Source organism: Streptomyces morookaense (genome assembly GCF_013030945.1).
Classification (GTDB): domain Bacteria; phylum Actinomycetota; class Actinomycetes; order Streptomycetales; family Streptomycetaceae; genus Streptomyces; species Streptomyces morookaensis.
Genome location: NZ_JABBXF010000001.1, coordinates 53,343 through 74,944 on the forward strand (window position 1 = coordinate 53,343; position 21,602 = coordinate 74,944).

Here is a 21,602-nt window from a genome sequence, read left to right on the forward strand (position 1 = left end):
CGATACGGCGTCGGGGTTCCGGGCCGCCGGTTCCGTCCCGCGACCACAACTGGCGTATGCCGTCTAAGCATTCGTCGACACCGCCGAAGAATCCGGTACGGGTTTGCGGGCTGTCCTGAAACTTTATTGCACTCGTCAGGCGTCTATGAAAACTCTATGAGGGCTCAAACGGGGAATTGATGCACGTTTACGGGGGGAAAATTCCATGTCCGACACCACGCGGATTTGGCATGCCCGCGACTTCGGCGGGCCGGCCGGCGGGGGCGGTCACGTCACGGTCATAGGGGCCGGAATAGCCGGCCTGGTGGCCGCCTACGAGCTGGAGCGGCTCGGGTACCGGGTGGAGGTGCTGGAAGGCAACACGCGTATCGGCGGTCGCATCCACACCCACCGTTTCGGATCCGGCCCGGGCGCGCCGTCCGTGGAACTGGGCGCCATGCGTATTCCGACGCACCACCGGCGCACTCTCGAATACATTCGGCGGCTGCGACTGGGCGGCCGGCTGCGCGTGTTCACGACACTGCTGTCGGAGGAAAATGCATTTCTGCAGACCGCGGACGGTTTCGTCCGCATCAAGGACGCGCCCGGTCCGCTGCGCGAGGCGTTCCGGGCCGACCTGGCCCGGCACTGCCCCGGCCGCCGGTACGCCGACGACGTCGTCACCTTCGGCGCCTGGCTGACGGCCATCGTCGACGCGACCGCCCCGCCGGACCTGCGCGAGGCGCTCCGCGAGGACCTGCGCCGTCAACTGCTGGACCTGGTGGCCCATGTGGACCTGGCCCGGCACCTGCGCGGTCCCGCCCGCGACCGGGTCGACCTGCACTCGCTGTTCACGGCGCACCCGGGCATCCGGGCGGGCTGCAGCGGGCGGCTGGACAGCTTCCTCGACGACATCCTGACCGAGACCAGTCCCGCGCTGCTGCGGCTGGACGGCGGGATGGACCAGCTGCCGCGGCGGCTGGCGGGCCGGTTGCGCGCGCCGGTGTCCTTCGGGCACCGGGTCGTGGGCATCGACGTGCGCGGCGACGACGTGGTGCTGCGGATCCGCTCGGGTTCGCGCATCATCGTCCGGCGCAGCGACTTCGTCGTGTGCACGGTTCCGTTCCCGGCGCTGCGGCGGATGCGGCTGACGGGGCTGGACGCCGACAAGCTGGCGGTGCTGGACGACGTCGTCTACTGCCCGGCCACCAAGGTGGCGTTCCACTGCCGCGAGCCGTTCTGGCGCGAGGGCGGGATACGCGGGGGCGCCTCGTTCACGGGCGGGCGGATCCGGCAGACCTACTACCCGCCCGTCGACGGCGACCCGGGCCGCGGGGCCGCGCTGCTGGCCAGTTACACCATCGGTGACGAGGCCGGGCGGCTGGGCAGGATGCCGGCCCGGCGGCGGCACCGGCTGGTGCTGCAGGAGCTGAGCGAGGTCCATCCCGAGCTGCTCTCGCCGGGCATGGTCCTGGACGCGGTGAGCGCGGCCTGGGCCGACTCGCCCTGGACGGGCGGGGGTTGCACCACCCGGTGGGGCAAGAGCGCGCAGGAGTGCGAGGAGGAGCTCGCGCGCGCCTGCCGTCCCGTGAACCGGCTGTTCTTCGCGGGCGAGCACTGCTCGACGGCCCCGGCGTGGATCGAGGGGGCGATCGAGTCGGCGCTGCGCGTCGTCGAGGAGGTCGAGTCCTTCGCGCCCGGCGGCGGCCGGGCCCCGGCGGTATCCGGCCACCACGACCCTGCCGGAGCGTTGTGATGAGCGTCTTCGACCTGCCGCGGCTGCACTTCACCGGCACCGCGACGACCAAGTTGCCGACCGGCCCGCGCAGCGGGCTGGTCGACCTGGCCGCCCAGCGTGCGCTGGCGGACGGCGTGCCGGTCCTCGCGGACCGGCCCGCCGCCGAGTACCACGCGCACCTGCAGCGCCGCGGTCCCCGCTTCGGCCCGGACGGACGGCCGGATCCGGACGGGGAGTTCAGCGCCGCCAAGGGCTGGAACTTCGACGGCAACGGACACTTCTGGCTCGATGCGCGCATCGTGAGCGTAGAAGGACAGGACGGGCGCGCAGACGTCGGCGACCCGGTGGTGGGCCGGACGGTGGACGTCTGGGGCCACTACAACGAGTATCTGCGCACCACCGTCAACCGCGCCCGGATCTTCGACCTCGACCCGGCGTCCCGCTGGACCACGGCCCTGATGGTGGGCCGGTTCGGCTTCGGGCGGGTGGGGCGTTCGCACGACGAGGGCAGCGGCTACATGCTCAGCGGCCCGGTCGGCGGCTTCCTGCCGCCGCGCTGGGTGGACTTCGCCCGGATCCGGGATCTGGGCGGGGCCGCCGGGCATCCGTGGGCGTCGCAGCTGCGCTACTGCGCGGTGCACCAGTTCGTGGTCACCGCGGACGGCGCCGGCGGCGGGCCGGAGTGGCTGCCCGACGCGGAAACCTCGCCCGTGGTGCGGGCGTTGCGGGAGTCCGTCGAACGCGGGGCGGACGGGCTCGTCGTGCAGTTCGCGCTGGACGGCATGTCCACCCCGCTGGTCCCGGACGCGCCGAGCCACTGGCGCGTCCGCGGCACCATCGCCCCCTGGCACGCGCACGAGCTGCGCACCCACCCGGCCGGGCGGCTCATGGTGCCCCGGCACGAGCGCGTGCTGCACCATCTCACCGTCGAAGTCGCCTCCGGGCGGGCGCAGTTCAACATGGTCTCCGCGGTGCCGGTCACCACCCGCGCCACGGAGCCGGGCCCCGGCCCGCTGCACCGGCTCGGCCCGCCGCTGGACGCCGGGGACCTGGAGCTGCGGACCGCGGTGTCCGGGCGCCTGGTCGCCCGGCTGCCCGCGGCCGTCTACCGCGCCGGCGACGGCACTTCGGGCATCGTCACGGTGCCCGCCGAGCCGGGCTGGGAGGAGGCGGAGCACCAGGCCCTGTGCCTGACGGCCGCCACCCCGGGCGGCCGGCGGGTGACGCTGCTGACGGAGAAGGAGACCACCGTCCACACCGACGACGCGCTCCTGGTCCTGCACCACCGCGACCGCGTGCGCGAGGACGACCACGCCGTGCGCGTACCGCTGCGCTCCTACGTCCGCGGGCGTCCCGCGGGCGTGGAGCGGGTGCACGTCCGCCAGTACTTCAACCCCCGTGGCCTGCCCGCCGACAAGACGGCGGGCTCCCCGCAGGCCCGTACCGGTGACGCGGTGATCCTGGGCGTGGGCGCCGGGGACGGCGGTTATGCGGAGGAGTGCGTCGTACGGACCGACGAGCACGGCGACGGAACGCTCGTGCTCCGCGGCGAGCGGGCGGGCACCTGCCGTGTCCTGCTCTCCGCCGATCCGGACGACACGCCGCAAGTGGCGCCCGGCCCGGGCTCGGCGTGGGAGGCGTACGACGACGCGGACGCGCTCGGCTTCTGGGCGGGCGCCGGCTGGCTGGCCGTACGCGTCCTGCCGGACGACTGGCACCTGGACGACATCCCGCGCCGGGACGTCGACTTCGCCCTGCTGCACGAGGAGATCTTCGCCTACTACGAGCAGATCTCCACCTTCATGCGCTCGGAGGTCTTCAGCCTGGCCGACCAGTGCAAGGTGGAGACGTACGCGGAGCTCGCCTGGCAGATGTGCGACCCGCGCAACAAACCGAAGACGTACTACATGCCGCCCACCCGCGACCTGTCCGACCCCAAGGCGCGCCTGCTGCTGGCCTATCTGCGCAATCAGCAGGCGCGCATACGCCCGCCGCTCACCGTCCCGGCGCAGACGGGCACCGGCCCGGCGATCAGCACCCGCGGCGAGCTGTGGACCGCACTGAAGCAGGCGGCCGCGCTCGAACTGGCCGTGACGCTGGAGTACTTGTACGCGGCATTCTCCGTACCGGCCTACGGCGCCGGGCAGGAGTACGTGCGGCGCGGCCTGTGGACGCCGGAACAACTGGAGATCGCCTGCGGGCAGGGCGGGGCGACGCTGGACGACGGGATCCGCGGCAGCCTGCTGAACGTGGCCCGCGAGGAGATGATCCACTTCCTGCTGGTGAACAACATCATCACCGCCCTGGGCGAGCCGTTCCACGTGCCGGCGATCGATTTCGGCACGCTCAACGCCCAGGTGCCGCTGCCGCTGGACCTCGCGCTGGAGGGGCTGAGCATCGGCAGTGTGCAGCGCTACATCGCGATCGAGCAGCCGGCGGGCCTCGCCCCGGACGTGCGCCGGGAGAACGGCGACGGCCGCAGCCGCGTGGTGCCGCTGGGCTTCACGTGGACTTCGGTGAGCGAGCTGTACGCGGGCATCAGGGAGGGCCTGCAGCGCATCCCGGACCTGTTCCTGGTGGAGAAGGGGCGCGGCGGGGGCGAACACCACCTGTTCCTGCGCGAGTCCGTCAACGCCCGTCACCCGGACTACCAGTTGGAGGTGGACGACCTCACCAGCGCCCTGTTCGCCGTCGACCTGATCACCGAGCAGGGCGAGGGCGGGGCGGCGCCCGCAGGGGGCGCCGGGCCCGCGGAGGCGTCGCACTTCCACACGTTCCTGCGGATGGGAGAGGTGCTGACGAGCGAGCGCGTGCCCGGCCCGCACGGCAGGCTGCTGCCCTGGAACCCCGCCTACCCCGTGCTGCGCAACCCCACCCTGGGGGCGGGCGTCGCGGCCATGGAACCGGTCACCGACCCCGAAGCACGGGCGGTCGGGCGGCTGTTCAACCGCTCGTACCACATGATGCTGCAGCTGATGGTGCAGCACTTCGGCGAGAGCCCGGACGGGAGCCTGCGGCGGTCGAAGCTGATGAACGCCTCCATCGACGTGATGACCGGCATGATGCGCCCGCTCGCGGAACTGCTGGTCACCATGGAGTCGGGACGGCCCGGCCGCACCGCGGGCCCGACCTTCGAACTCGAAGCCGTACCGGCCTGCATCCCCCGCCCGGACGTGGCGCGCCGCTCGCTGGCGCTGCGCTTCGAGCACCTGTCGGCGGCGGCGCGCAAGTGCGCTCCGGTGCCCGCGCAGGTCGCCGAACTGAGTGCCTTTTTCGCCGACTTCTTCCGCCGTGAGGGGACCTGAGGGCATGGCTCAGCAGACGACACCGACGATGCTCCACACCGACGTCCTCGTCGTGGGGGCGGGCCCGGTCGGCATGGCGCTGGCCCTGGACCTGCGGTACCGCGGCATACGGTTCCTGATACTGGACGCCTCGGACGGCACGGTCGTCCACCCGAAGGTGGGCACGGTGGGCCCGCGGTCCATGGAACTCTTCCGCCGCTGGGGAGTCGCCGGGCGGATCCGAGACGCGGGCTGGCCCGCCGACCACCCGCTGGACATCGCCTGGGTGACGGCGGTCGGCGGCCACGAGATCCACCGCATCCCCTTCGGCACCGCCGGCACCCGCCCGCCCCTGCCGTACACGCCCGAGCCGGAGCAGGTGTGCCCGCAGCACTGGCTCTCCCCCTTGCTGGCACGCGAGGTGGGCGTCGACCCGGAGGGGCCGCTGCGCCGCGAGTGCCGGGTGGACGGCTTCCGCCAGGACCCCGAGGGCGTCACCGCATGGGCCACCGACCTGCGCACCCGCAAGCGGCTGACCGTCCGGGCCCGCTATCTGGTCGCCTGCGACGGGGCCTCCTCCTCCCTGCGCAAGGCCGCGGGGATCCCGGCACCGTCCCGGCACGCGACGAGGGTCTTCCGCAACATCCTCTTCCGGGCACCGCAGTTGCGTCACCAGCTGGGCGCGCGGGGCGCGTTGGTGCACTTCCTCACCCAGCCGCCCGCCCTGCGCTTCCCGCTGCGCTCGATGGACGGGCGCGAGCTGTACCGGCTGACGGTGGCGGCCGGCGGGAGCACCCGGTCCCGCGATCTCGACGAGGACGCCCTGGCCATGGTCCGGTCGGCCATCGCCTTCGACACCCCGCTGGAGATCGTCTCCGAGAACGTCTGGTATCTCACCCACCGCGTCGCCCGGCGCTTCCGCAGCGGCCGGCTGCTGCTGGCGGGCGACGCGGCGCACACGCTGTCGCCCTCCGGCGGCTTCGGTATGAACACGGGCATCTGCGACGCCGCGGACCTGGGCTGGAAGCTGGCCGCCGAACTGGCGGGCTGGGCGGGGGCCGGACTGCTCGACTCCTACGACACCGAGCGGCGCCCGGTGGCCGAGCGCAGCCTGGAGGAGGCCAATGCGAACCTGATGCGGACGATGGCCCGCGAGCTGCCGAAGGAGATCCTCCTCAACTCGGAGGACGGCGCCCGGGCCCGGTCCGCGCTGGCGGAGGAGCTCGAACGGGGCGGGGTGCGGCGCGAGTTCGAGGCGCCGGACGTGCACTTCGGCTTCCGCTACACGTCGGACCTCGTCGTCGACGAGGGCCCCGGCGACTGGCGCACGGATGCCGTGCCGGGGGGCAGGGCCCCGCATGCGTGGCTGGACGAGAGGAGGTCGACGCTGGACCTGTTCGGGCAGGGCTTCCGCCTGCTGTCGTTCACGGACGACCCGGTCGATCCGCTGGCGGCGGCCTTCGCGGACCGGCGGGTTCCGCTGGAGACGACGCGCTGCGACGACGAGGCGGTCGCCGCGCTCTACAAGAAGCCGCATGTCGTCGTCCGCCCGGACGGACATGTGGCCTGGCGCGGTACTCGACTCCCTGCGGACCCGGGCCGGCTCGTCGACACGGTGCGAGGTGCGCGATGACGGTGCAGACCCCCGGGCCGTTCCGCACGGCGGACGTCCCCCTTGCGGACCCGTACCCGCTTTACCGGCACTACCGCGAACACGACCCGGTGCACCGGGCGGACGACACCTGGTACCTGTTCCGCCACGACGACGTGGCCCATGTGCTGACCGGGCGCGGATACGGGCGCGGGGCGCTCCCCTCCCGAATCCCCGGCACCTGCCCGCACTTGAAGCGGACCGCTTCGCACTGGATGGTCTTCATGGACCCGCCGGAACACACCCGGGTACGGGCACTGGTGGCGAAGGCCTTCACCCCGCGCATCGTGGAGGGCCTGCGCCCACGCATCCGCGAACTGGCGGCGGGGCTGGTCGCGGAACTGGGCGCGGAGCGGGAGGCCGACCTGGTCGACCGCTTCGCGGCCCCGCTCCCCATCCTCGTCATCAGCGAGCTGCTGGGCGTGCCGCGGTCGGACCGGCCCTGGTTCCGCGCCCGCGCGGTGGACCTGCAGCAGGCCACCAGCTCGCGGGTGGCCCGCAGGCCGGACGCCTTCCGGGTCGCGGACGACGCCGCGCGGGAGCTGGACGCCTACTTCCGCGAGGAGCTGGGGAGGCGGCGCAGTACGGAAAGGCGCGATGACTTGATCGCGGCCATGCTCGCGGCCGCGGAACCGGCTGACGACGACACGCTCGTGGGCACGTGCATCCACCTCCTGACGGCCGGCCACGAGACGACGACGAACCTGCTGGGCAAGGGCCTGCTGGCCCTGATGGCCCACCCGGACCAGCTGGCACTGCTGCGGGAACGGCCGGAACTGCTCCCGGCGGCGGTGGAGGAACTGGTGCGCTACGACTCCCCGGTGCAGATGATCAGCCGCTGGGCGCACCGGGACGACGGGATCGGAGGCCGGACGATCAAGGAGGGCGAAAAGGTCACCATGGTCCTGGGCTCGGCCAACCGCGACCCGGCCCACTTCCCGGACCCGGACCACCTGGACATCCGCCGCGACGCACGGCGCCACGCGGGCTTCGGGATGGGCATCCACTACTGCGTGGGCGCGCCACTGGCGCGCGCGGAGGCGGAGTTGGGGCTGGGGGAACTGCTACGGGGCCTGCCCCACTTGATGCTGGGGGACGAACCGGTGCGGTACGCGGAGGATTTGGTGTTCCATGGGCCGGAGAGGCTGATGGTGCGGCCGGGGGCGCGCCGTAGGGGAGGCGCCCCGTAAGGGGCGCGGGGAACTGCGCGATTTGGCCGGAGCAGGTTCTCCTTGACTCTCACACCGATGTGAGGCTCTAGCTTCCCAGGCATGGGCAAGAACGCGGCCGCCGGACCGGCCTGGCCCTGACCTGCCTGGTCCTGCCCCGGAGCGGGACCGCGCAGCCCACCGGCAACGCCCCGGTGGGCACCGCTGTTCGATCCCCGAACCCGTCCCTTCCCGAAAGGTCCCTTCCGACCATGCGCGCTGTCCAGATCGACCGTCACGGCGGTCCCGACGTCCTGACCCTCCGCGAGGTTGCCATACCCGAACCCGCCGCCGGTGAAGTCCTCATCCGCACCGAAGCCAGCAGCCTCAACCCGGTGGACTGGAAGACGCGCGCCTGGGAGGTCGGCCCGCCGCTGCCGGCGACGCTCGGCTGGGACATCTCCGGCCGCGTCGTCGCGAGCAACGACCCCGCCCACGAGGTGGGCGCCCAAGTGATCGCCATGTCCGCGCAGATCGCCACCGGACGTGGCACCTGGGCAGAGCTGGTCGCCCTGCCCGGTCACCTGCTCGCACCCGCACCGGCCACTGTGCCGTTGGCGGACGCGGCGGCCCTTCCGCTGGCCGGGACGACCGCCTTGCAGGCGCTGCGGGCCACGGAGTTGAGCGCCGGCGAACGCATTCTGGTCGTCGGTGCCGCCGGGGCGGTCGGCGGTCTGGCCGTCCAACTCGCCCGCCTGACCGGCGCCCACGTCGATGCCCTGGTCTCCCGGCCCGGCCATGAGCAGGCAGCGACGGAGCTCGGCGCGGAGCAGGTCTGGCACCGCCCGCAGGACCTTCCCCGCGGCCGGTACGAGGCCGTCCTCGACACCGTCGGCACGGACGTGGCTGCGGCCCTCGCCCCCGGAGGGCGCTTCGTCTCCGTCGCCGACCACCCCCTGCCCGACGTGCCGGGCGCCCGCACGAGCTACGTCCAGGAGAACGCCACCGACCTCGCCCACCTCGCCGAGCTCGTCGACACCGATGAGCTGCGGCTGCGGATCGCCCACCGCTTCCCGCTCGACGACATCCGCACCGCCCACGAGAGCTTCGAAGCCGGAGGCCTCCTCGGCAAGGTCCTCATCACCTTCTGAGGTACATCACGCGCTTCGCCGACCCATCGGACACGCCCTAGCACCCCGCCTTGGCGCCGAACCACCGCTGCAGATAGGCGTCCAGGTCCGCGGCCCGATCGGTAATCAGCCCCACATGCCGATCGGGCCGCACCAGAACCAGCGGAGCCCGCGGCATGCGCCCCGGCGCACCGCGCTCGAGCCGCGGCCGGAACACCTCGACGGGCACGGCACATCGGGCGAGGGCATCGCCCAACTCGTCTCCGTCGACGTCCGCACCGGGTGCGACGAGCAGCGTCCACCGCTCGTACGCGAGCAGGTCGTGCAGCCGCCGCGGCTCCCCCGCCACCGTGACGGGAAGATCCGGCAGCCGGTCGCCGGCCCGCAACGCCCCGCGTGCAGCGCGGTGTTCGGCCAGCACCCCCTCGCGATGATGCATCGTGAGGTCGCTCAGTATGGTGCGGATGCGCGCCGGGAACCACGTACTGCCGAGCAGCCGGGGCCCGAGCGTCCGCATGCCCAGAAGGGTCACAGCCGTGGGCGGCAGCTCGAGCACATCGTGCTGCATCTCCCGCATCACCTTCTGCGCCGTGAGCCGTTGCTCGGAGGCGTACGTGTCGACGAGCGTCTCGTCGGCCCAGCCGCGCTGCACGGCGGCGAGCTTCCAGGCGAGATTGTGCGCCCCGCGCAGCCCGGTGTTGAGCCCGTGCCCCCCGATGGGGGCCCACAGGTGCGCACTGTCCCCGGCGAGCAGGGCACGCCCCTCACGCAGGGTCGCGGCGAACCGGTCCTGGAAGCGGGCCCGGTTGGCCCACGGCGGATCGGTCGGCACGAGTCGCACGTCGGGGTCGTGGACGGTATCGGCGAGGAGCGCGCGCATCTCCTCGACACCCGGCGGCTCGACCTGCGAGGGGTCGGGGTCGGTACGGAAGCAGAAGAACCGGTACCCGCCGCCGGGCCGGGGCGAGACGCCCATCGAGGCTCCGCGCTCCAGGAAGAAGAAGCTCTGGTCCGGCCGGTACGGATGCTTCCACTCGACTTCGGCGTTGAGCTGCACGCACTGCAGGTCCGGCCGCCGGTCCCCTTCGAAGGGGATGCCGAGCGATGTGCGCACAATGCTGCGGGAGCCTTCGCACCCCACGACCCATGCGCACCGCACGGTCCGCTGCGTCCCGTCGGCACCGCGCAGATCGACCTCGGCGCCGCCCTCGTGCGTCCGCACGGCCACGGCCTCGGTGGACCACTCCACCTCGCCGCCCACTTCGGCGAGCCGCTCGCCCAGCAGCCGCTCCACAGCGTCCTGTTCGATGGCGAGCGGCCGCGGGAACGGCGTGCGGGAGGCGGTCAGATCGATCCCGCCGACCTTGCGCCCTTCGGCGTGCACCTCGACGCGCCGCAGGGGAAGCCCGGCCTTCAGAAACCTTTCGGCACACCCGAGGTCGTCCAGCACCTCCAGCTCCCGCTGCCAGATGACCCCGGCCCGCGCCTCCCGCTTCTCCCGCGCCTCCTTCTCCACGAGGGCCACGTCCACCCCGTACTGCCGCAACCCCACGGCCAGTGCCAGGCCCGTGGGCCCGGCTCCGATGACCACCACGTCCCGGACATCGTCCGCTGCGTTCACCGCGATCTCCTCCCCCTGCGGAGTGCATGGTGCTCCCACTGTGCCCCGGCGGGGCGGTAGATCGTCAGGACTTGGCGGAAAAAATCCGGCCATCGACCACTTCTTCGGGGGTGCCGCACCCCGGGCGTGTGAATACCTCGGTTCGCGTCACCGAGCGTGTCCGCGCGACTCTAAGGTGGCCGCGAGATGGCTGGAGTGGTAGCTGTACTTGTGTACGGCAAGGGGAGGGTGGTGAGGTTGGCGCACCCCACGGACGAGGATGCCGACCAGGGCGCGGCGGACCTGTTCCGCGTGCTGGGACGTCAGGTGAAGGCGCTGCGCGAGCGCGCCGGGCTGACGCAGCGGGAGCTGGGGCGGCGGCTGGGATACGGCGAGGAGACGATCGCCTCGGTCGAACAGGGGCGGCGGGTGCCGCAGCCGGCGCTGCTGACGGCGGTGGACGAACTGCTCGACGCGGGTGGGGTTCTGACGGCGGCGTCGGATGCGGTGGAGCGGGCGAAGCAGGCCATGCGGATCCGGCATCCGGTGTGGTTCAGGGATTACGCGCGGCTGGAAGCGGAGGCGGTCGAGTTCCACGAGTACGGGAACCAGGTGTTTCCCGGCCTGTTGCAGACCGAGGAACACGCCCGCGCGTTGTTCGGTATGCGCATGCCGCTCCTCGACGAGCCGACGATCGAACAGCGGGTCGCCGCCCGACTGGCCCGGCAGGAGCTCCTCACGCGGTGGCCCGCACCGCTCGTGACAAGCGTCATCGAGGAGTCGGTACTGCACCGCCCGCTCGGCGGCCGCGAGGTTCACCGCAGACAGCTGCAACATCTGCTGCGGCTCGGGGAGATGCGGAGCCTGCAGCTCCAGGTGATGCCGACGGACCGCACCGAACACGCAGGACTGGGCGGGGCATTCATCCTGATCACCCCGAAAGGACAACCGCAGGTCGCCTATCTGGAAGTGCAGAACGCCAGCAAACTGATCTCGGATCAGGAAGAGGTCCGTATGCTTGCCGCACGTTACGGCAGCATCCGGGCCCAGGCCCTCACGCCCCGTGACTCCCTGACGGCAATCGAGAAGTTGCTGGGAGAAACATGAGAGCAGTCTGGTTCAAAAGCAGCCACAGCACCAATGAGGGCGGAGCGTGCGTCGAAGTGGCCGTCACGGACGATTCCGTCCGCATAAGGGATTCCAAGGACGCGACGAGACGACATCTCACCGTCGCACGAGCGGAATGGGTGCGATTCGTCCGCACCGCGGCACGCGGCTGAGCCGGCAATCAGGCCCAGCCGCGCCCGGCGGCAACCCCTAGGCGGACGCCTTGGACTTCCGCTTCCGCCCCTGCGCAGGAATCGGCTGGGGCTCGCGGGAGACCGCGAGGAACGGCTTGAGGGCCTCCAGGAACTTGTCCATGGACTCCTTGCCCAGGTCCACCTCGCGCCGCTCGTGGGTCACGCACGGCCGGGTGGCGAGCACGAGGCTGCCGTCCTCGTTCGTCTCGCCGGTCTCGTACTCCTCGGTGCCGACGACCGGAACGAGAATTTCGACGGTGAACACGTCTTCCGTCACTGCCGGGTTGAGATCATCGTGATGAATCTTCCGCCAGTACGTTGTGATTTCCTGACCGCCGACCGGAACGGCGACCGGCTCGACTCCCGGCGCATCCTTTTCGGCTTCGTCAACCTGCTCAAATTTGGTTGCCATCAGGCGCTTCCCTCCACGGTTCCAGCGCCAAACGATATAAGGAACAGGGCTGTTGATCCAAACCGCAGGTCCGGGCGCGGCGGGCCCGACGCCGTGTCAGCCGAGGCCCCGCGCGTCGGTCGAGGGCGTCGATGGAGTCGAGGAACTCCACCATGCGCGAATTGACCACGATTGCGTGGTCGATCTGCGGTCCGTGCCCGGTGCTGGAGACGGTCTCGACACGGGCACCGGGCACGAGGCGCGGCACGCGCTCCTGCTGCCGCCGCAGGTGGACCAGCAGGCTCCGCGCCCCCAGGAGCACGACGACGCGGGACCGCGCACCACGCCGCCGAGGACGCCCTGGCCTGCTCCGGCAGGCACAGGACGAACACCTCGCCGACCCCATGCAGCTCCGGACATGCGTGATGTGCGTCATCTCCGCTAGCGTGCATGCCCTGAGGAGCCGGTGACCCCGGGCGCAGCCGCGCCCTCTCGGGATCCTGCTCGGAGGAGGTCGTGGACGCATGGACACCGTGGGAACAGTCCTGGAACAGGCATTGGCGATCGACGGGGCCACCGGTGTCGCGATAGTCGATTTCCAGCAGCGCAGGGTCTTGGGCTGCCTGGACCGCGGCAGCGGTCTGGACATGGACAAAGTCGCCTACGGGGACAGCGATGTCATGCGCGCCAAGCTGTACACGCTGGAGCTCCTCGGGTATGCCCCGGACAGCGTGGAAGACATCCTGATCACGCTGGACAGAGAGCTGCACATGATCCGGCCGCTGCCGCGACTGCGCGAGGGCGGCGTCTTCATCTACCTCGTCCTGGACCGCGCCCAGACCCTGCCCTTGGACGAGATCCGCCGGCAGCTGCGCTCCCTCGAGTCTCTTTTGACTTTGTAGGCCGAGCCCGACCGGAACAACGGAAAACCCCTGCCGGCCCCGGTTCACCGGCCTGGCGGAACAGGCGGCTTGGGGCCCGCCGTGGGCGGGATGCGGTAGCCGGGAGCGGCCCGGCGGGGGGACTCCCGGCGGGCGAGGGCCTGTTCGATCGCGGGGCGCAGCCGCTGCATCTTCTCGCGCTCCAGCCGCTCGTGGCGCTCGTGGAACTCGGGCATCACCTCCCGGGCGAACAGCTCCATCGACTCGCAGATGTGCTCGTGCCGGATCCGCCCGGACTGCGCGATGAGCAGGATCTGGTCCACGCCGGCTGCCTCGTACCGCCGCAGCACCTCACGCACCTTGTCCGGGCTGCCCACCGCGCCGAAGGCCCCGTCCAGCCGCTCCGGTGCGCTCTCCGCGCCCCGCGGGCGGGACAGGTCGAGGCCCAGCTCCGTGGCGAGGTCCGTGCGGCCCGGCGCGGGCGAGCCGACCCCGAAGTAATAGGCCAGGGAACGGGCGAAGAACCGGTGGCCGTCCAGGCCGCGCATCCTGGCCCGTGCGTCGTCGGCGTCGCACATCACATACATCGTCATCGCCACCTGCGGGTTGACCGAGAAACCCACCGGGACGCAGGCCTGCGACTCCAGCGCCGCATAGTATTCACCGACCCATTTGCGCGCATCCTCCGGTTCCACGAAGGAGAAAGTCAGCGCGCCCAGTCCCTTTTCCGCCGCGGCGGCCAGGGATTCCCGTTTTATACAGGCGGTCCACAGCGGAGGGTGCGGTTTCTGCAGGGGCTTGGGAATCACATTGCGCGGAGGCATCGACAGAAACGTCCCGTCGTGCCCGGCGAACGGCTCCTCGACGAACATGCGCGCCGCCGCGCCCAGCGCCTCCAGCCACTCTTCGCGCTTGGTCCCGCGCGCCACGCCGAAGCCGCCGAGCTCGGCCTCGGTCGTGGACTCGCCGGAGCCGAACTCCACCCTGCCGTGCGAGAGCAGGTCGAGGGTGGCGATCCGCTCCGCCACCCGCGCGGTGTGGTTGAAGCGCTGCGGCAGCACCATGATCCCGTGCCCGAGCCGGATCCGCCGGGTGCGCTGGCTCGCCGCGCCGAGCAGCACCTCGGGGGCCGAGCAGTGGCTGTACTCCTCCAGGAAGTGGTGCTCCACCATCCAGGCGAAGTCGTAGCCGAGCCGGTCCGCCAGCTCGATCTGCTCCAGGGTCTCGTGCACGGACCGTAGCTCGGAGTCCGGCTGCCACGGGCGGGGCAACTGGAGTTCGTAGAACAGCCCGAACCGCATGGCGATCCCTTCCGCAGGGCGACCCAATTCGCTGCCGAACAGGAGAAGTTGAGCGTTGAGTGCCGCCATACTCTTCAGCCCGATACGGCACCGTCAACTGCGGCATTCCACAGTTGCCCGGCCCCCGTCCCGGTGCAAGCCTGCTGCCGGAGAGCGGGAGACGAGGGGAGACCGCGGTGCCCACAGCACGCGACCCGGGCCGGATCGACACGGACCGGCTGCACGAGGTGCGCGACCTGATCGCGGAACTGGTCCAGGCCGACCCCGAACAGGTCGCCGCTGCCGAGTCGTTCACCGAGGAGTTCGGCGCCGACTCGCTGATCCTCATCGAGCTGCTCGTCCGGCTGGAGAAGCGGTTCGGCGTCGAGATCCCGGAGGACGAGCTGCCCCGGCTCATCACGCTCCGTTCCGCCTACGAGGTCGTCGCGAGCCGTGCCGGCTGGTGATGCGCCCGGACGCCGGGTGGTGATCACCGGTGTCGGGCCGGTGTCGGGCATCGGCATCGGCGCCCGTGCGTTCTGCCGCGCGGTGCAGGACGGCCGGTGCGGGATCGCACCGGCCCGGACCTTCGACGCGACGGGCTTCCCGATCACGCTGACCGGCGAGGTGCCGGACTTCCGGCCGGAGACGCTGCTGCGCAGGACCGACCCCAAGTCCTGGGGCCGCAGCGGGCAGTTCGCGGCCGCCGCGGCGCGTCTGGCCGTGCACGACGCCGGGCTCACGGACGACCGGCTGCGCAGCGCGCGCACGGCCGTGGTGATGGGAACCGCCTCGGGCGAGTCCACCACCCTGGTGGAGCTCGCCGAGGGCTGGGTGGCCGACGGCCTCCCGGCGACCCCCGGGGAACTGGCCCGCAAGCTGCCCGCGGGCCGGATCGCCGCTGCCGTCAACCACGAACTGGGGCTGCGCGGCGAGGCCGTCACCGTGGGCACCGCCTGCTCGGCGTCGAACTACGCCCTGGGCTACGGCTACGACCTGGTGCGCACCGGCGAGGCCGACCTCGCGGTCACCGGCGGGGCCGACGCGGTCAACCGGTTCACGCACGCGGGCTTCCACCGCATCGGCGCCCTGGCCGCCCGGCCGTGCGCGCCCTTCGACCGCGACCGGGAGGGCATGACCGCCGCCGAGGGCGGTGCCGCGCTGGTCCTCGAACCGTACGCGGCGGCCCTCGAACGCGGCGCCGCCGTCTACGCCGAGGTGCTCGGCTACGGGCTGACCTGCGACGCCAAGTACCCGGTGCGGCCGGACCCCGAAGGGATCGTGCGCTGCATCCGGATGGCGCACGACCGGGCAGGGGTGCGGCCCGCCGACATCGACTACGTCTCCGCGCACGGAACGGGCACCGGCATCAACGACCGCATCGAGGCCGAGGCGCTGCGCACCGTCTTCGGGGACACGGTGCCGCCGATCGGCGCGCTCAAGTCGCTGCTGGGCCACACGATGGGCGCGGCCGGGGCGTTCGCCTCGATCGCCACCGTCCTGGGCATCCGGCACGGATTCCTGCCGCCGACGGCGCACTTCTCCCGCCCCGACCCCGCCTTCGCGTGGCTGGACGCGGTCCCGGGCCGGGCCCGGCCGGGCCTGATCGGGGTGGCGCAGAACAACGGCTTCGCCTTCGGCGGCAACAACGCCATCGTCGTCCTGGGGCGGGTGGAGCGGTGAACGGCGAGCCGCCGGTGCTGACCGGCTGGGGCAGTGTGACGCCGGCGGGCGTCGGCCGCGCCGCCTTCCATCGGACCCTGGCCGTGCCGCCGGGGCGCCCCGGCGGCACGGACGGCTGCTTCGCCGAAGTGCTGCCCGTGCAGGAGGCGTTCGCCGCCGTGGACTTCGACGGTCCGGGGCTGCTGGGCGCCAAGGCCACCCGGTTCACCGACCGCAGCTCCGAACTGGCCCTGGTCGCCTGCGAGTCCGCCGTCGCCGACAGCGGACTGGAGATCGGCGACGGCAACCGCGACTGCGTCGGGGTGGCCGTCGGCACCAGCGCCGGCAGCGTCTCCCGGGGCTACTGGTTCGGCCGCGAGACCTTCCTCGCCGCGCGCCCGCACATGGTCAACCCCGCGCTCTTCCCGAACGGCGCGCTCAACGGCTCCGCGGCGGAGACCGCGATCCGGCTCGGGGCCCGCGGCGCGAACGTCACCGTGTCCGCGGGGCGGACCAGCGGCCTGGTCGCGCTGCGGCACGCCGTGGCCGCCCTGCGCGGCGGGTACGCGCGCACCGTACTGGCCGGGGCGGTGGAGGAGTTCACGCCCCCCAACGCCTGGGTCGCCCGGGCCGGACGGGATCCGGACGGCCGCCGGTTCCAGGGCGAGGCGGCGGTGTTCTTCGTGGTCGAGGACGCGGGGACGGCACGCCGGGCGGGGCGGGTGCCGCGGGCCGAGCTGCTCGCCACCGAAGTGGCCTGCCCGGGCGGCCCGGTGACAGAAGGCGCGTACGCCGACGTCATCGACGCCGCCCTGGCCAGGGCGGCGGTGTCCGCCGAGGCCGTCACGGCCGTCTCCGCGACCGGGACCGGGGCCGCGTCCGACGCGCTCTGGCGCACGGCGGCCCGTCGGCGCTTCGGCCGGCCCGGCACCCGGTGGCTGGACCCGGAACCGTACTTCGGCGACTGCTTCGGCGCCATGGCGACGGTCCAGCTGGCCGAGGTCCTCGCCCGGCAGGAGGCGGATCCCCGGCCGGGCCCGGCGGTCGCCGTCGTCCTGGCGGCGGACGCCGACTGCGGACTGGCCGTTTGCGTCGTACGCCCAAGCGCTCCGCGGGAAGTGCAGTGAGTCGACTGCGGGCTCGTCGTGGCCGGTCGCGCCCGCGCGGCGGAGCCGCATATGTCACCGCCCCGCGCCCCTTCGGGGCGCGATCACCCTGCGAGAGGAAGAGCGGCATGCGGTATGACGGGATCCACATCAAGGGGCTGGGCACCGCGCTGCCCCAGATCTGTTCCGCCGACAGCGCGGTGACCGCGGGCAGTTACTCGCCCGAGGAGCATGCGAAGAACGGGATCCTGGGCGTGCCCGTCGCCCCCGAGGACGAGACCCCGCCGGAGATGGCGACGACGGCCGCCCGCAAGGCGCTCGCCGAGGCCGGCACACCCGCCGCGGACGTCGACCTGGTCATCTACGGGTGCCAGTGGGACCCCCAGCACACCACCCCCGCCTCCTATCTGCACCGGCACCTCGGCATCCGCGCGACCGCCCTGAATATGGAGGTGCGCCAGGGGTGCAGCGGCGGGATCACGATGCTGGACGTCGCCGCCCGCTATCTCCACGGCTCCACCGACACCCACACCGCGCTGGTGGCCACCGCCGACCGCTTCTGCCTGCCGGGCTGGGACCGATACCGCTCCGAGGAGGGCTACATCTGGGGCGACGCGGCCAGCGCCGTGGTGCTGTCGGACGACGACGGCGGCGGCTTCGCGCGGCTGCTCGCCACCTCCTTCTCCGCCCTGCCCGCGATGGAGGAGGTCGCTCGCGGCTCTCTGCTGGCCGGTGCCACGCGCGGAGAGCTGCCGCTGAAGCTGCGCAAGCGGAAGCAGGCCCTCTACAAGAAGATCGGGCCGCTGGCCTTCCGCACGCAGTTCCAGAACGCGGTGCGGGACACGGCCCGGGACGCGCTGCGCCAGGCCGGTGTCGCCCACGAGGAGATCCGCTGGTTCCTCGTGCCCAACATGGGTCTGCAGTGGCGTACTTGGGCGCTGTGCGAGCCTCTGGGCATCGACGACAGCCGGACGACGTGGACCGATCACGGGCGCCACATCGGGCACACCGGTCTGGCCGACCAGGCGCTCGCCCTCGAATTCCTGGTGGGCAGCGGGCGGGTCGCCTCCGGGGACCGGCTCCTGCTGCTGGCCGTGGGGGTGGGGCTCACCTTCGCCGCGGCGGTCGTCGAGATCGCGTGAGGGCCCGGGCGGGTCACGGGCACTCGATCACCTGGGCCGCGTAGGACAGTCCGGCGCCGAAGCCGACGAGGAGCAGCACGTCCCCGGTGGAGATGCTGCCCGCTGCCCGCATGTGGTCCAGCGCGAGGGGGATGGAGGCGGAGGAGGTGTTGCCCGACTCCACGATGTCGTCGGCGACGACCAGGTCCGCGCGGGCGCCGCGCTCCTTGAGCTGCCGGCCGATCGCCTGCACGATGCGCAGGTTGGCCTGGTGCGGGACGAGCGCGTCGATGTCGGCCAGGGTCAGTCCGGCGCGTTCGACGGCCCGTTCGGCGACGGGCGCGATCTCGTTGGTGGCCCACAGGTAGACCGACAGCCCCTCCTGCGTGAGGTGGGTGCGGTCCCAGATCCCCACCGTCGCCACCCGGTCGCCCGCGCTGCCCCACACGGCCGGGCCGATGGCCTGCCGGGCGGCCGGTCCGACGACGACGGCCCCGGCGCCGTCGGCGAAGATGATGGCGGTGCTGCGGTCGGCCGGGTTCACCCAGTCCGTGAGCTTCTCCGCGCCGATGACCAGCACCCGCCCGGCCGAGCCGGCCCGGACCATGTCCGACGCCGTGCCGAGCGCGTAACAGAAGCCCGCGCAGGCCGCGTTGAGGTCGAAGGCGGCGGCGGCCTCGATGCCGATCCGGTCGGCCACCTGGGCGGCGGCGTTGGGGATGGGACTGGGCATCGTGCAGGTGGCCACGATCACCGTGTCGATCGCCGAGGGCGTCAGGTCGGCGTCCGCAACGGCCTTCTCCCCCGCCCGGACCGCGAGGTCCGCCACGGACTCGTCGGGGGCGGCGAAGCGGCGGCGGACGATGCCGACCCTGCTGCGGATCCAGTGGTCGGTGGTGTCGAGGACCGCGGTGAACTCCTCGTTCTCCACCACACGGGCGGGCCGGGCTCCGGCGAGCCCCAGGACGGCGGTGTGCGCGGCCCCGGATGTGGCCCGCAGGCCCGCGCGCCGTGCAGGGTGGTCTCTCGCCAATCCCCCTCCTCCGTCTCCTGTCGACGACCGCCGGACGGCCCGAGTGTCGGCCCGTCCGGCGTCCCGGGACAACTGCGGAACCCCGCAACACCCGCGCGCTACCCGGCCGTACGCCGTCGTGGCTTGAGCCCGAAGCAGAAAACCGCCGCGAGGAGGGTGAAGCCCAGGGGCAGCAACAGCGTCCAGCGCATGGCCTCGACGAAGGCGTTGCCGAACGCCTCGGTCCCCAGCTGCCGCAGCTGCTCCCCCACGGGCCCCGGCACTCCGATGTGCTTCGGCGCCTGGACGTAGAGGGGGTTGTCGCCGGTGGCCGTGATGGCCTTGACGAAGCCCGCGCGGTAGGCATCGGGCAGTTGGGCGCTCAAGCGGGTGGCCTCGTCGCCGAGCGAGTGGTGGAGCGTGCTCTGCAGCAGGGCACCTACGGCGGCGGTGCCGAGCGCCTGGCCCAGCTGCCGGGTCGTGTTGAAGACGCCGGAGGCGGCTCCGGACAGCTCCGGGGTCACGTCCCCCACGGCGACGGTGGTCATGGACGTGAAGAGCAGGCCGATGCCCACACCGAGCACCGCCACCGCGGGCAGCACCCACCAGCTGCTGATGTCGGGCTTGGCGACCAGGGCCGCGGCACCGATGCCGGCGGCGAAGGAGAGGAGCCCGGCCATCAGCAAGTACTTGCCGCCGGTCCGGTCGGCGCGGAATCCGGCGAACGGGGCGATGGCCGAGGCGATCACGGATGCCGGTGCCGTGAGCAGCCCGGCCTGGAGCGGTGTCAGGCCCAGGACCCCCTGAAGGAAGATCATCAGCGGCAGCAGGCTCACCATGGCGAAGCCCACGGCCGTGGCCACGACGTTGGCCAGCGCGAAGTTGCGGTGGGCGAAGAGCCCCAAGGGGACCAGCGGGTCGGTGGAGCGCAGCTGGACGAGCACGAAGGCGGCCAGCAGCACGCAACCGCCGCCCAGGAGCAGCGGGATGGACAGCGGGCCCGCGATCGTCCCCCAGTGGTAGCGGCTGCCCTCCAGCAGGCCGAAGGTGACGGCGGCCAGCGCGCCGGTGAGCAGTACGACCCCGAGCGGGTCGAAGCGGTGGGCGGTGGCGGTGCGGGACTCGGGGACCCATAGCAGGACGAGGAGCAGACCGACCGCTCCCACCGGCACGTTGACGAAGAAGATCCAGTGCCAGTCGAGCTTCTCGACGATGAGCCCGCCGAGCAGCGGGCCGGCGATGGTCGAGACACCGGCCACGGCGCTCCACATGCCGAACGCGGCGCCACGTTTCTCGGCCGGGAACAGCACGCTGATGAAGGCGAGGGTCTGCGGGTTCATCAGGGCCGCCCCGACGCCCTGGAGGGCGCGGGCGGCGATGAGGGAGCCGCCGGTGTCGGCGAGCCCGCACAGTGCCGAGGCGACGGTGAAGACGACCAGACCGGTCACGTAGAGCCGCTTGCGGCCGAAGCGGTCTCCCAGGCGGCTGGCGACGATGAGCGGGACCGCGTAGGCGAGGATGTAGATGTTGACGATCCACAGGATCTGGTCGAGTCCTGCGTGCAGGCTGGTCAGCATGTTCGGCACGGCGATGTTCACGATCGTGGTGTCGAGCAGGATCATGAACAGGCCCAGGCACAGCGCGCCGAGCCCCAGCCACGGGCTGCGCGTGGATAACCGCGTCATCGGTCATCTCCGTCCTCGCCCGGAGCGGCGGCACGGCGTGCGGAGGCGGGCGCGGGCCAGGTCAGGGAGTTCGTGCTCAGCTGCTGGATCGTCTTTTGGATCCATTCCAACTGGCTGCGGTGGGCGGCGATCTGCCAGGTGAGGTCGAGGAAGTACAGGGGCTCCGTGCCCTGTTCGGTCAGCCGCCCGGCCACGGCCTCCTCGGCGGCGATCTCGGCCTCCAGCATCGTCGAGCGCCATGTCAGGCGCTCGATGGCCTCGTCGCGCTCCAGCGAGTGCAGGAAGGCCAGCGCGAGGGGGAAGGCGGGGTATTCGCGGTCGGGGGTGGCCACCATCTCGCGGAGCCGGTCGGTGAAGGCGGCGCGGCCGTCGGCGGTGATGGCGTACACCGTGCGTTCGGGCAGCCGGCCCTGCCGATTGGTCTCGACGGCCGTGATCAGACCCAGTTTCTCCAGGCGTTCCACGGAGTGGTAGAGCGAGCCGGCGGTCAGCTTGACCAGGCGGTCCCTGCCGCGGTCCCGCAGCCGCTGCTGCATCTCGTAGGGGTGCATGTCCTCCTCGTCCAGCAGCTCCAGCAGAGCCAGTGAGATCAGGTTGAGCTTCGGTGATTTCGGTGATTTCGGCGCGGCCATC

The 21,602-nt window shown here is 72.1% G+C and carries 18 protein-coding genes; 12 read left to right on the plus strand and 6 right to left on the minus strand.

The window, feature by feature from the left end:
- Positions 1–205 precede the first annotated feature (205 nt).
- The 5 genes from HG542_RS00235 to HG542_RS00255 all read left to right on the plus strand — a co-directional run bounded on the left by HG542_RS00235 (position 206) and on the right by HG542_RS00255 (position 8,951).
- Positions 206–1,735, plus strand: a complete 1,530-nt coding sequence (locus HG542_RS00235) for a flavin monoamine oxidase family protein (RefSeq protein ID WP_171077882.1) — start codon at positions 206–208, stop codon at positions 1,733–1,735.
- Positions 1,735–5,022: a ferritin-like domain-containing protein gene (locus tag HG542_RS00240; RefSeq protein ID WP_171077883.1), complete on the plus strand. Its 3,288-nt coding sequence runs from the start codon at positions 1,735–1,737 to the stop codon at positions 5,020–5,022. Before HG542_RS00235 ends, HG542_RS00240 begins: the two co-directional genes overlap by 1 nt.
- Positions 5,023–5,026: 4 nt before the next feature.
- Positions 5,027–6,634: an FAD-dependent monooxygenase gene (locus HG542_RS00245; RefSeq protein WP_373313178.1), complete on the plus strand. Its 1,608-nt coding sequence runs from the start codon at positions 5,027–5,029 to the stop codon at positions 6,632–6,634.
- Positions 6,631–7,842 (plus strand): cytochrome P450, encoded by a 1,212-nt coding sequence (locus tag HG542_RS00250; protein WP_171077884.1) that lies wholly within the window; start codon positions 6,631–6,633, stop codon positions 7,840–7,842. Before HG542_RS00245 ends, HG542_RS00250 begins: the two co-directional genes overlap by 4 nt.
- A gap of 230 nt (positions 7,843–8,072) precedes the next feature.
- The gene (locus HG542_RS00255) at positions 8,073–8,951 is read left to right on the plus strand and encodes an NADP-dependent oxidoreductase (RefSeq protein ID WP_171077885.1); all 879 of its coding nucleotides are present in this window, start codon (positions 8,073–8,075) and stop codon (positions 8,949–8,951) included.
- A 37-nt stretch (positions 8,952–8,988) separates the two neighbouring features.
- Here HG542_RS00255 and HG542_RS00260 read toward each other — a convergent pair whose 3' ends face one another.
- On the minus strand, positions 8,989–10,551 hold the full coding sequence (locus HG542_RS00260; protein ID WP_171077886.1) for an FAD-dependent monooxygenase: 1,563 nt from the start codon (positions 10,549–10,551) through the stop codon (positions 8,989–8,991).
- A 186-nt stretch (positions 10,552–10,737) separates the two neighbouring features.
- Between HG542_RS00260 and HG542_RS00265 the strand changes: the two genes are divergently transcribed.
- Positions 10,738–11,637: a helix-turn-helix domain-containing protein gene (locus tag HG542_RS00265; protein WP_171077887.1), complete on the plus strand. Its 900-nt coding sequence runs from the start codon at positions 10,738–10,740 to the stop codon at positions 11,635–11,637.
- A complete protein-coding gene (locus HG542_RS00270; RefSeq protein ID WP_171077888.1) occupies positions 11,634–11,810 on the plus strand; it encodes a DUF397 domain-containing protein in 177 nt (58 codons plus the stop codon). The genes HG542_RS00265 and HG542_RS00270 overlap by 4 nt, the downstream gene beginning before the upstream one ends.
- Positions 11,811–11,847: 37 nt before the next feature.
- Here HG542_RS00270 and HG542_RS00275 read toward each other — a convergent pair whose 3' ends face one another.
- A complete protein-coding gene (locus HG542_RS00275) occupies positions 11,848–12,108 on the minus strand; it encodes a hypothetical protein (protein WP_171077889.1) in 261 nt (86 codons plus the stop codon).
- 638 nt (positions 12,109–12,746) lie between these two features.
- Here HG542_RS00275 and HG542_RS00280 point away from each other — a divergent pair.
- Positions 12,747–13,124, plus strand: coding sequence for a hypothetical protein (locus HG542_RS00280; RefSeq protein ID WP_171077890.1), 378 nt, complete (start codon positions 12,747–12,749; stop codon positions 13,122–13,124).
- A 44-nt stretch (positions 13,125–13,168) separates the two neighbouring features.
- Here the strand turns inward: HG542_RS00280 and HG542_RS00285 are convergent, their stop codons facing one another.
- Positions 13,169–14,404: an LLM class flavin-dependent oxidoreductase gene (locus HG542_RS00285; RefSeq protein ID WP_171077891.1), complete on the minus strand. Its 1,236-nt coding sequence runs from the start codon at positions 14,402–14,404 to the stop codon at positions 13,169–13,171.
- 176 nt (positions 14,405–14,580) lie between these two features.
- Between HG542_RS00285 and HG542_RS00290 the strand changes: the two genes are divergently transcribed.
- The 4 genes from HG542_RS00290 to HG542_RS00305 all read left to right on the plus strand — a co-directional run bounded on the left by HG542_RS00290 (position 14,581) and on the right by HG542_RS00305 (position 18,293).
- Entirely contained in the window at positions 14,581–14,850 is a 270-nt protein-coding gene (locus tag HG542_RS00290) for an acyl carrier protein (RefSeq protein ID WP_218038987.1), read from the plus strand.
- Positions 14,837–16,066, plus strand: a complete 1,230-nt coding sequence (locus tag HG542_RS35880) for a beta-ketoacyl-[acyl-carrier-protein] synthase family protein (protein WP_171077892.1) — start codon at positions 14,837–14,839, stop codon at positions 16,064–16,066. Before HG542_RS00290 ends, HG542_RS35880 begins: the two co-directional genes overlap by 14 nt.
- The gene (locus HG542_RS00300; protein WP_171077893.1) at positions 16,063–17,172 is read left to right on the plus strand and encodes a beta-ketoacyl synthase N-terminal-like domain-containing protein; all 1,110 of its coding nucleotides are present in this window, start codon (positions 16,063–16,065) and stop codon (positions 17,170–17,172) included. The genes HG542_RS35880 and HG542_RS00300 overlap by 4 nt, the downstream gene beginning before the upstream one ends.
- Before the next feature lie 107 nt (positions 17,173–17,279).
- Entirely contained in the window at positions 17,280–18,293 is a 1,014-nt protein-coding gene (locus HG542_RS00305; protein ID WP_171077894.1) for a ketoacyl-ACP synthase III family protein, read from the plus strand.
- Positions 18,294–18,306: 13 nt separating this feature from the next.
- Here the strand turns inward: HG542_RS00305 and HG542_RS00310 are convergent, their stop codons facing one another.
- The 3 genes from HG542_RS00310 to HG542_RS00320 all read right to left on the minus strand — a co-directional run bounded on the left by HG542_RS00310 (position 18,307) and on the right by HG542_RS00320 (position 21,601).
- Positions 18,307–19,305 carry a beta-ketoacyl-ACP synthase 3 gene (locus tag HG542_RS00310; RefSeq protein ID WP_229922759.1) on the minus strand — a complete coding sequence of 333 codons (999 nt, stop codon included), beginning with the start codon at positions 19,303–19,305 and terminating at the stop codon, positions 18,307–18,309.
- A 98-nt stretch (positions 19,306–19,403) separates the two neighbouring features.
- Positions 19,404–20,969 carry an MFS transporter gene (locus tag HG542_RS00315; RefSeq protein WP_171077895.1) on the minus strand — a complete coding sequence of 522 codons (1,566 nt, stop codon included), beginning with the start codon at positions 20,967–20,969 and terminating at the stop codon, positions 19,404–19,406.
- Entirely contained in the window at positions 20,966–21,601 is a 636-nt protein-coding gene (locus HG542_RS00320; protein WP_171077896.1) for a PadR family transcriptional regulator, read from the minus strand. The genes HG542_RS00315 and HG542_RS00320 overlap by 4 nt, the downstream gene beginning before the upstream one ends.
- Between the last annotated feature and the right edge of the window lies 1 nt (position 21,602).